Raw genomic sequence first — 9083 nt, forward strand, 5'->3', positions numbered from 1 at the left:
AGATAAGTTGTTTGGTGGCCAGGACTACTGGGCGACCTGGGTGATTTCGTAAGTTTTGGGCTGCTGTGCGGCGTGGGGGTGCTCGGCACCCTTGTAGACCTTCAGCTTGCCCAGCTGCTGTGCAGCGAGGGAGTTCTTCGGGAGCATGCCCTTGATGGCCTTCTCCACGGCGCGGACCGGGTTCGATTCCAGCAGCTCCGCGTAAGTGACGGAGGTCAGGCCGCCCGGGTAACCGGAGTGGCGGTATGCCCGCTTCTGCTCCAGCTTGGCGCCGGTGAGGGCAACCTTCTCAGCGTTGATGATGATGACGAAGTCGCCCATGTCCATGTGGGACGCAAAGGTGGCCTTGTGCTTGCCGCGCAGCAGGATTGCGGTCTGGCTCGCGAGACGACCAAGGACAACGTCTGTGGCGTCAATGACGTGCCACTGGCGGTTGATATCGCCGGGCTTCGGGGTGTACGTACGCACGGTGTTTGCCTCGTTCTTGTTCTGGCGTTCTTGTTTTAGGCGTCACGCGAAGGTGCACCTACTATCTATGCGCTACCGGAACAGAGGTGAGGGCTCTATGTAACCAGTCGTCCTGAAGTCTCGAATGTGCACGTTGGGTAGTCATCCTGCAACCGGATTCCCAAGCGGGCACGCATCATCGAGAAGGACACGCACAACGACTACCAAGAATAGCGGAAGACGTGTCGCTGGGTCAAAATGGGGTGTCCGGATGCATTCTGCCCGCCGCCGGCGCCCCGCATCCCTGGAGGAACCGTGTTCGACACCGCCGCTGCTGGCTCCGCTTCGCCGCTGTTTATTGCGGGGGTCGGGCTGGCCGGCCTGTGCCTGGGACTCCTCGCTGACGCCGGTATCCGGCGGGCCCTCCCCCAGCTCGCCGGCGAGGCCACCATTCGGCTGAAGATCACGACGGCGGCGGTCACCTCTGTCCTGTCTGCCCTGCTGGCTTGGCGCTTCGGAAGCGCGGCCGAACTTCCCGCCTACGTATTACTGGGAGTTTTCGCCGTTCCGTTGGCGCGGATCGATATCGTGCATCATTTGCTGCCGAACCGTCTCGTCGGGCCCCTGCTGGGGGCCGGCCTTGCACTTCTGGTGTTCGCCGCACTGGCGCAAGGGGCTGCGGGTGACCTGGTTCGCGGAGTCGCCGGGTCCGTAATTTTGTTCGTTTCTTACTTAATTCTTGCCCTGACCAGCCGAAACGGCCTCGGAATGGGCGACGTGAAGCTCGCAGCACCTCTTGGACTGTACTTAGGCTACCTAGGCTGGTCGCAATTGTTCTACGGCGGAGCCCTGGCCTTCGTAGCGGGCGGTCTGGCTTCCGTGTCCCTGGTGCTAAAGAACCGCGAAAACAAACCAAAAGAGGTTGCCTACGGCCCCTCCATGTTGGCAGCCGGTCTGGCCATCATCCTGCTCCTTCCGTAACACCAGTCACTGCCGCATCTTTGCCCCCATTAGTAAGCGGGCGTATCAAATCCAAGTAGTGGGCACCCGCATGCCGGAACGAACTGAGTACATTGCCGGGTAGCCGCACGTAGAGGCCCCTTATCCACCCCAAAAACTCGGGTATTCCTTTTCATTGCTGTGTCGTTAATCGCCATGCGACTGTTGTCCCAACGGAACTCCGGGGGTTTAGCAACAGGGGATTTGCTGGAATTTCGTTTCACACTCAAACTCTGGAAAAGGATCTTCGAAATGACTGGTCTCATGGTTTCAATGCTCGCCTTTGTTGCCGGCATCAAGGACAAAATGGAATCCGAAAAGGGTGCCACCGCCGTTGAATACGGCCTGATGGTCGCACTCATCGCCGTCGTCATCATTGGCGCTGTCACGGCCCTGGGTGGCCAGCTGACTACGCTTTTCACGGACATTGTCGAGGGCCTCGGCGGCACCGTACCGGCGCCGTAGTTCACCACGTCGGACGCCCAGGGGCGGGGCGACGGCAGTCCGGGCCATCGTCCGCTGTCATCGCACCTGCCCCTGGGTTCCTTTCGTCTACGCATGCGCAGGCGAACCAGGTCTCAAAGCTTAGGAGGGGTCGTGGAAGGTCTCAAATTTGAAGCGGAAGTCACTGCATCGCGAGTGATCGACGTTTGTTTTTTGGCACGCTCGCCGCTGCGTGGTACCGCAACAATTGTTCCTGAATTTCAGCCTCCGACGGCCGGCCTGTGATGAACCCACGGGTCAAGCCTAACTGCACGAAAAGATCCAAGGAATTGGGAGCTGTCGCCGTCGAGTTTGCCCTGATTCTCCCGATTTTCCTTGCGCTAATACTGGGAGTCGTGGAATTCGGACGTGCCTTCAGCATCCAAGTTTCGATGGCAGAAGGCGCCCGCGAAGCAGCCCGATATATGGCGATCCACAACGCGACAGAGGCCGATGCCGAGGCTACCGCCCGTGAGAGGGCGATTTTCGCGGCGAACCCCATCGCCAATTTGCAGCCTGGCGATGTCGTCATTAGTGCCTGTGAGCCGGGTGACAACACTGTCGTCACGATCACGGCCGATACGGACTACCTGACTGGACTTCCAACTCTGCTTCCCTTTCTGCCGGACATCATGAACATTTCAGCCAGAGGGGTAATGCGATGCGGAGGATAACCAGCAAATCATCGGACGCCGTCGACGACAATGAAAACGAGCGGGGTGTGATAGCGCCGCTCGCCGCGATTCTCATGGTTGCCCTCCTGGGTTTCGGAGCTCTTGCCGTAGACGTGGGTGCGATTTACTCCGAGAAAGCACAGCTGCAGAACGGCGCAGACTCAGCAGCCCTGGCGGTTGCGCAAGCATGCGCAGAGTCGCCGTGCCCTGCCGACCCACAAGGAATGGCTGCGCCGTTCGCCAATGGAAACGCTCTTGATGAGTCAAGCAACGTTGTTTCGGCCACCATCGACGACGGCACAGTCGACGTGACGACTGCGACGCCCGAGAGCGCCGATGGTGAGCATTTTTCGTTGTATCTGGCACGTGTCCTCGGTATCAACTCCGTACAAGTCGAGGCCTCAGCCCAGGCACAATTTGGTGGCATTTCTGCTGCCAACGTTGTGCCACTCACATTTTCGAAGTGCGAAGCCGGCCTGATCCTTACGGGAGGATTGCAGTACTTTCCGGTACATGGGGTGCCGGAAGGGCCCGGCAAGTCAAAGAAGAAGCCGCCGCCAGCCTGCCCTTACAAGACCGGCTCGGGTTCCGAACTCCCTGGTGGATTTGGTTGGCTGGCGGACGCGGACGACGACTGTTCCGTGTTGGTGAGCATCTTGGCCGATGGAGGCTGGGTTGGGAGCGACACCGGTGCCAACTTCAACAAAGACTGCTCCACGCAGTTCACCAATTGGGGTCTTGCGCTGGACGCCGACGAGGAAGTGGAAATTCTCGTGCCGATCTTTGATGACTCCGCAGGCACCGGAGCAGGTGCTGAGTTCAAGCTATTCGCCTTTGCCGCAATTTCACTTCGCGGCTGGGATCTCAAAGGCGGAACCAAAACTCCCGAGGACTACATGACGTCAGATGCAAAGTCGCTCAAGAAGGATCTCAAGTTGGGCGGTGACGATCGCGGAATCTACGGCGAATTCGTCAGGATGGTAACGCTGGACGAAGCAATCGCCCTCGGGGGGCCTGGCGAGTATGGAGTTGAGGGCGTCAGGCTCACTAACTAATCAAGATGGCTAGACGCAATTCACATCATTGGATAAGGGGACTGAAAATTGAAAACACGCCTACTGGGAGGCATCGTCGCATTTGTGCTGGCAATAGTTGGCACCGTCTTACTGGTCTCATATGTATCTGCATCGGAGGCGAGGGCCCAAAAGGACCTGCAACCGGTCGATGTACTCGTCATTCAACATCAGGTCACGAAGGGCGCTGACCTCGAAGCTGTGAGGAGCGCCGTGAAGCTGACCTCGCTGCCTTCGGCCTCGGTGCCGAACGGCGCCCTCAAGAGCCTGGAAGGCTTGAACGGGAAGGTCGCCGCGGTGGATCTGCTTCCCGGCGAAGCACTCCTAGGGGCACGTCTGGCTGATCCGGAAAGCTTGTCCGCGCCGGGCTCGGTTCCGGTTCCGGACGGTATGCAGGAAATCTCGGTGCAGCTGGAGGCCCAGAGGGTGGTCGGCGGGCGCATCGCGGCCGGCGACACCGTGGGCATCGTGGTCCTCTTCGACAAAGGAGCCGTGAAGGACGCGCCGGAGGTGGAGTCCGGGCAGCAGATTTTTCATAAGGTCTTGGTAACGAGCGTCCAGCGTTCCTTGGCGAAGACACAGAAAGCTACCGGAGGTAGCACTGCTGAGGAGCAAGCAAACACCGAATTGCCTAGTGGACAGTTGATCGTAACGTTTGCCCGCAACGACGCCGATGCCGCGAAGATCGCTTTCGGGGCCAACTTCGGAAGCTTGTGGCTGACCAAAGAACCCTCGTCCGCGACAGAAGGCGACCCGCTAATTGTCAAGAAGCCGGAGCTGTACCGATGAGCAGATTCGTAGCCATCACGGCAGACCCGGATTTCGAAGCCCGTGCCAGGCAGGCGGCTTCCCGCCTGCACGGATCATTCCACGGAATCGTGGCCAGCTTCCTGCCGCCGGGCCCGGACGACGTCCTGCGTATGCTCACGGGCGACCTCGTCGAAGTCATTCTGCTGGGACCGGGCCTCCCAGTAGATGAGTCCATTAGGCTCGCCAGTCTCTTCGACCTTCAGTACCCGGAGATCAGCGTGGTGCTGGTAACTGACAGTGATCCCAGTATTGCCCTGCCCGCGATGCGGGCGGGAATCAGGGACCTCCTGGAACCTGGCGCCGACGTAAACGCCATCCACATCATGCTCGAGCGCGCCAGCCTCGCGGCTGCGGGACGCCGGCGAGGCCTCGGGAACAGCGTTGAGCCGTTGACAGGCCACGGAAGAATCATCGCCGTCATGTCGCCCAAGGGAGGTGTGGGAAAAACGACCGTCACCACCAACCTCGCAGTGGGACTCGCAAAGCTGGCGCCGATGGGCGTAGTGGTGGTCGACCTGGACCTGCAGTTTGGCGATGTGGCGTCCGGACTCATGCTTGAGCCGGAGAAGACCCTTACCGACGCCGTCAAAGGGGCAGCCGCGGGCGACAGCCTGGTCCTGAAGTCGTACCTCACCCTGCACCCATCCGGCATCTACGCACTCTGCGCACCCCTGAACCCGATAGAGGCGGATCAGATCACGGGGGACCAAGTCGCCAGACTGCTCGTCCAGTTAGCCAGTGAATTCAAATACGTTGTGGTGGACACTGCACCGGGGCTCGGGGAACACGTTCTCGCGACCCTTGAGAAGGCTACGGACGGCTTGTGGGTTTGCGGTATGGACATACCGAGCATCAAGGGTCTCCGGACGGGATTTTCACTCCTGACTGAGCTCGGTTTGCTGCCCCGGAACCGGCATGTGGTGCTCAACTTCGGCGATCGCCGAAGCGGCCTCACACTACAGGACGTCGAGGCAACCATTGGATGCCCTGTGGACGTGGTACTTCCCCGGTCACACGCCGTTCCGTATTCCACGAACAAGGGTGTACCGCTGCTCCACGAGGCGTCGAGGGATGCCGTAGCAAAGGGGCTGAGAAAGCTCGTCGAGCGGTTTGACCCGAATTGGGAGCAACGCCCCCACAAGAAACTTCACCGAAGGGCGGTAGTCCAGTGACACTTGCAGATCGTTTCGAGGCCGTACGCGGCCAGGAAAGCAAGCAATCAGTTTCCCCTCGGACTGAGATCCCGTGGGCAGGGCAGGCTCAGAACGAGTCCGCCTGGAATGAACCGGCTTCCAAAGATCACAGCGCTGAAGCCAACGACGCCTTGTCAGCGGTTAAGGAACGCGCCGGCGCATCGCTCTATGAGCGCATGGGTAGTCGAATCTCGGACTCTTCTCTGGATGAAGCTGAATTGCACGACTATGCCAAGAACGAATTGCGCACCATCATCGAAGAGGATGAGATACCGCTGTCCTCGGGCGAGAGGCAGCGTCTGGTCCAGGAGATCCTGGACGATGTCATCGGCCTCGGCCCGTTGCAGAAATTTCTGGCCGATGATGCAGTGACGGAGGTAATGGTCAACGGCCCGGACAAAATCTACGTGGAGCGCGGGGGCAAGCTCTTCCTGACCGGCTCCCGTTTCACGTCCGAGGAACACTTGCGCCGGATTATCGAGCGGATCGTCACCAAGGTCGGCAGGAGAATCGACGAATCCTCCCCGCTCGTTGACGCTCGACTGTCCGACGGGTCGCGTGTCAACGCCATCATCCCGCCCTTGGCCGTCAACGGATCATCGCTGACCATTCGAAAATTCGGCCAGGTGCCGCTGACGGTCAACGATCTCATAGGGTTTGGCACCATCTCCCCGGAGATCGCCGAACTCCTGAACGCCTGCGTCCATGCCCGGCTCAACATCATCGTGTCCGGAGGCACCGGTACGGGCAAGACGACCTTGCTGAATGTCCTGTCTTCCTTCATTCCCGCTGATGAGCGGATAGTCACCATCGAGGACGCCGTCGAGCTTCAACTGCAACAGGAACACGTTGTCAGGCTCGAAAGCCGGCCGAGGAACATCGAAGGCAAAGGCGAGATCAGCATCCGGGATCTTGTCCGGAACTCGCTGCGCATGCGCCCGGACAGAATCGTCATTGGCGAAGTCCGCGGCGGCGAGTCGCTGGACATGCTGCAGGCCATGAACACCGGCCACGACGGTTCGATCTCAACGGTGCACGCAAACACACCCCGCGACGCCATCGCGAGGCTCGAGACCCTGGTGCTCATGGCTGGTATGGACTTACCGCTCCGCGCCATTCGGGAGCAGATCGCCTCGGCGGTCAATCTGATCGTGCATATCTCGCGTTTGAGGGACGGAACGAGACGAGTCACGCACGTCACTGAAGTCCAAGGGATGGAAGGGGACGTTGTCACGCTTCAGGACGCTTTCACCTTCGACTACAGCGCGGGAATGGATGCGAACGGACGCTTCCTGGGACGGCCGATTCCCACCGGCGTCAGACCCCGCTTCGTAGACCACTTCGCAGAACTGGGTATCGCCCTTTCCCCAGCCGTCTTCGGGAATTCGCCGATTGGCGGTGGGTACCGGTGACCGCCGACAGCCCGCTTCTGTTGTTTCTGGGCGTCCTGCTTTGCTTTGCAGCACTGGTATTCCTCTTGGTGGTAACACTTCGTGGCCGTGAATCAAATATCGATGTGTCACGCAGGCGTCCTGGGGTTGCCGAGCAACCGTCGGTCCTCACCCGGGTTGCGGCATCAGCAACTTCCTTCGTCGACCAAAAGGTCGGCCGGAATGCAAGTTTCGGCTCCGCGAACTCGTTGGAGGAAGCCGGGCTTCGCATTCGCCAGGCAGACTACATTCTCCTGCTGGCCTGTATTGCCGTCACGGCTGGGATCATCGGGTTCGTCTTGGCCGGGCCGGGACTGGCTCTGCTCTTCGTCCTGTTGACGCCAGTCGGTGGCACGCTGTTCCTGAACATTATGGCCGGCAACCGGCGGGCAAAGTTCGAATCACAGCTTGGCGACACCCTGCAGATGCTGTCCGGCGGACTGCGCGCTGGCCACAGCCTGCTCCGAGCCGTGGACGCCGTTTCCCAGGAGTCAGACGCGCCGACTTCGGAGGAATTCGCGCGGCTGGTCAACGAGACCAGGCTTGGGCGAGACCTGAAAGACTCCATGGCCGACTCAGCGAGACGTTTGAGGAGCGAAGACTTTGACTGGACGGCCCAGGCGATAGAGATTCACCGGGAAGTCGGCGGTGACCTGGCCGAGGTGCTCGACCACGTGGGAGAGACCATCCGCGAAAGGATGCAGATCAAGGGCCAGGTGAAATCCCTCAGCGCCGAGGGCAAGCTGTCAGCCTATATCCTCATCGCTTTGCCCGTCGGAATCTTTATGTTCCTTAGTTTCTCGAACCCCGGCTACCTCGGAGTCATGTATACCAGCGTGCTCGGCTGGTTCATGCTCGGGTTTGCAGTTGTACTACTGGCTCTCGGGTCCTTTTGGCTAAGCCGTGTCGTCAAGATCAAGTTCTAGGGGGAACAAGCATGAGCGTAATGGCCTGGTTCATAGTGACAATCATCGTTGTTCCCTGCTCGGCAATGGTGTGGGCAGTAATCTCTGTCGATCGCCCCGGCCTGGCTGCTGTCCGCAGCAATCTGGGACGTAGCAAGGGCAGGTCGGCGGACTTGTCGGGCGGCGTCGCTGCACCAAGGCTCGCGCAGTTGGGCCAGCGTTTGGCCCCGAAGGGGTATCCGGCCTGGCTGGATAAACAACTCGCCAAGGCGGGCAGACCACCGAACATGCCGCTGGAGAGGCTTCTGGTGATCAAGCCAGGGCTCGCCCTGGTTGCTGGCCTACTGGGGATTCTGTACATCGTCAAGACTCCAACGGGAACAACCATTCTGTTGGCGCTTTTCGTGACGGTGCTCGCGTACTTCGCTCCGGACCTCCTCTTGCACAGCCAGGGCGCGAAGCGCCAGGAAACCATCGAATTGGAGTTGCCCAGCACCCTGGATCAAATGCTGATTTCGGTGGAGGCCGGACTCGGCTTTGAATCAGCAATGGCGCGCGCGGGTCAGAACGGAAACGGCCCGCTCGCCGCAGAACTCCTCCGGACGCTGCAGGACATGCAAGTCGGCAGAAGTCGGCGGGAAGCATACCTCGCCATGGCTGACCGCACCGGAGCCCCGGACCTGCGGAGCTTCGTGAGGGCCATTGTGCAGGCGGATGTGTATGGAATCGCGATAGCAAGCGTCCTTCGGACGCAGGCCAAGCAAATGAGAATCAAGCGGCGGCAGCGCGCTGAAGAGAAGGCCATGAAGCTTCCCATCAAGGTGCTGTTCCCTCTGATGCTTTGCATCCTGCCCGTACTCTTCATCGTCATCCTCGGCCCGGCTGTCATTAACATCATCGCGGCCTTCTCCAACATGTAGGAGCAATCAAAGCGGCTTCGCCACCGCCCCAATGACCGGACCCCCTCGGACCCAGAGCCGAGAGGGTCCTCCATAGACTGGACCCCCTCGGCCCCCAGAACCGAGGGGGTCCTCCTTGTGCACCGCGCCTATCACCCCCCCCCCCCCCC

General features: G+C 60.1%; 11 protein-coding genes. 10 read left to right on the forward strand and 1 reads right to left on the reverse strand.

Annotation, left to right across the window (positions count from 1 at the left end):
- Nucleotides 1-24: 24 nt before the first annotated feature.
- On the reverse strand, nt 25-468 hold the full coding sequence (gene rplM / locus ACZYZ5_RS02070; RefSeq protein WP_024367145.1) for a 50S ribosomal protein L13: 444 nt from the start codon (nt 466-468) through the stop codon (nt 25-27).
- 294 nt (nt 469-762) lie between these two features.
- Here rplM and ACZYZ5_RS02075 point away from each other — a divergent pair, with 294 nt between their 5' ends.
- The 10 genes from ACZYZ5_RS02075 to ACZYZ5_RS02120 all read left to right on the forward strand — a co-directional run bounded on the left by ACZYZ5_RS02075 (nt 763) and on the right by ACZYZ5_RS02120 (nt 8934).
- Nucleotides 763-1428 (forward strand): prepilin peptidase, encoded by a 666-nt coding sequence (locus tag ACZYZ5_RS02075; protein ID WP_463898837.1) that lies wholly within the window; start codon nt 763-765, stop codon nt 1426-1428.
- 270 nt (nt 1429-1698) lie between these two features.
- The gene (locus tag ACZYZ5_RS02080; protein WP_463898839.1) at nt 1699-1911 is read left to right on the forward strand and encodes a Flp family type IVb pilin; all 213 of its coding nucleotides are present in this window, start codon (nt 1699-1701) and stop codon (nt 1909-1911) included.
- A 132-nt stretch (nt 1912-2043) separates the two neighbouring features.
- Entirely contained in the window at nt 2044-2175 is a 132-nt protein-coding gene (locus ACZYZ5_RS02085; RefSeq protein WP_463898840.1) for a hypothetical protein, read from the forward strand.
- Nucleotides 2175-2603, forward strand: a complete 429-nt coding sequence (locus ACZYZ5_RS02090; RefSeq protein WP_463899219.1) for a TadE/TadG family type IV pilus assembly protein — start codon at nt 2175-2177, stop codon at nt 2601-2603. Before ACZYZ5_RS02085 ends, ACZYZ5_RS02090 begins: the two co-directional genes overlap by 1 nt.
- On the forward strand, nt 2591-3658 hold the full coding sequence (locus ACZYZ5_RS02095) for a pilus assembly protein TadG-related protein (RefSeq protein WP_463898841.1): 1068 nt from the start codon (nt 2591-2593) through the stop codon (nt 3656-3658). The genes ACZYZ5_RS02090 and ACZYZ5_RS02095 overlap by 13 nt, the downstream gene beginning before the upstream one ends.
- Nucleotides 3659-3742: 84 nt before the next feature.
- Complete coding sequence (cpaB, locus tag ACZYZ5_RS02100; RefSeq protein ID WP_463899220.1) at nt 3743-4465, forward strand: Flp pilus assembly protein CpaB; 723 nt, start codon at nt 3743-3745, stop codon at nt 4463-4465.
- Complete coding sequence (locus ACZYZ5_RS02105) at nt 4462-5658, forward strand: CpaE/TadZ family protein (protein WP_463898842.1); 1197 nt, start codon at nt 4462-4464, stop codon at nt 5656-5658. Before cpaB ends, ACZYZ5_RS02105 begins: the two co-directional genes overlap by 4 nt.
- On the forward strand, nt 5655-7091 hold the full coding sequence (locus ACZYZ5_RS02110; RefSeq protein WP_463898843.1) for a TadA family conjugal transfer-associated ATPase: 1437 nt from the start codon (nt 5655-5657) through the stop codon (nt 7089-7091). The genes ACZYZ5_RS02105 and ACZYZ5_RS02110 overlap by 4 nt, the downstream gene beginning before the upstream one ends.
- Entirely contained in the window at nt 7088-8035 is a 948-nt protein-coding gene (locus ACZYZ5_RS02115; RefSeq protein ID WP_463898844.1) for a type II secretion system F family protein, read from the forward strand. Before ACZYZ5_RS02110 ends, ACZYZ5_RS02115 begins: the two co-directional genes overlap by 4 nt.
- Before the next feature lie 11 nt (nt 8036-8046).
- A complete protein-coding gene (locus ACZYZ5_RS02120; RefSeq protein ID WP_463898845.1) occupies nt 8047-8934 on the forward strand; it encodes a type II secretion system F family protein in 888 nt (295 codons plus the stop codon).
- Nucleotides 8935-9083 lie beyond the last annotated feature (149 nt).

The sequence above is a fragment of the Pseudarthrobacter ribosi genome, from assembly GCF_055412865.1.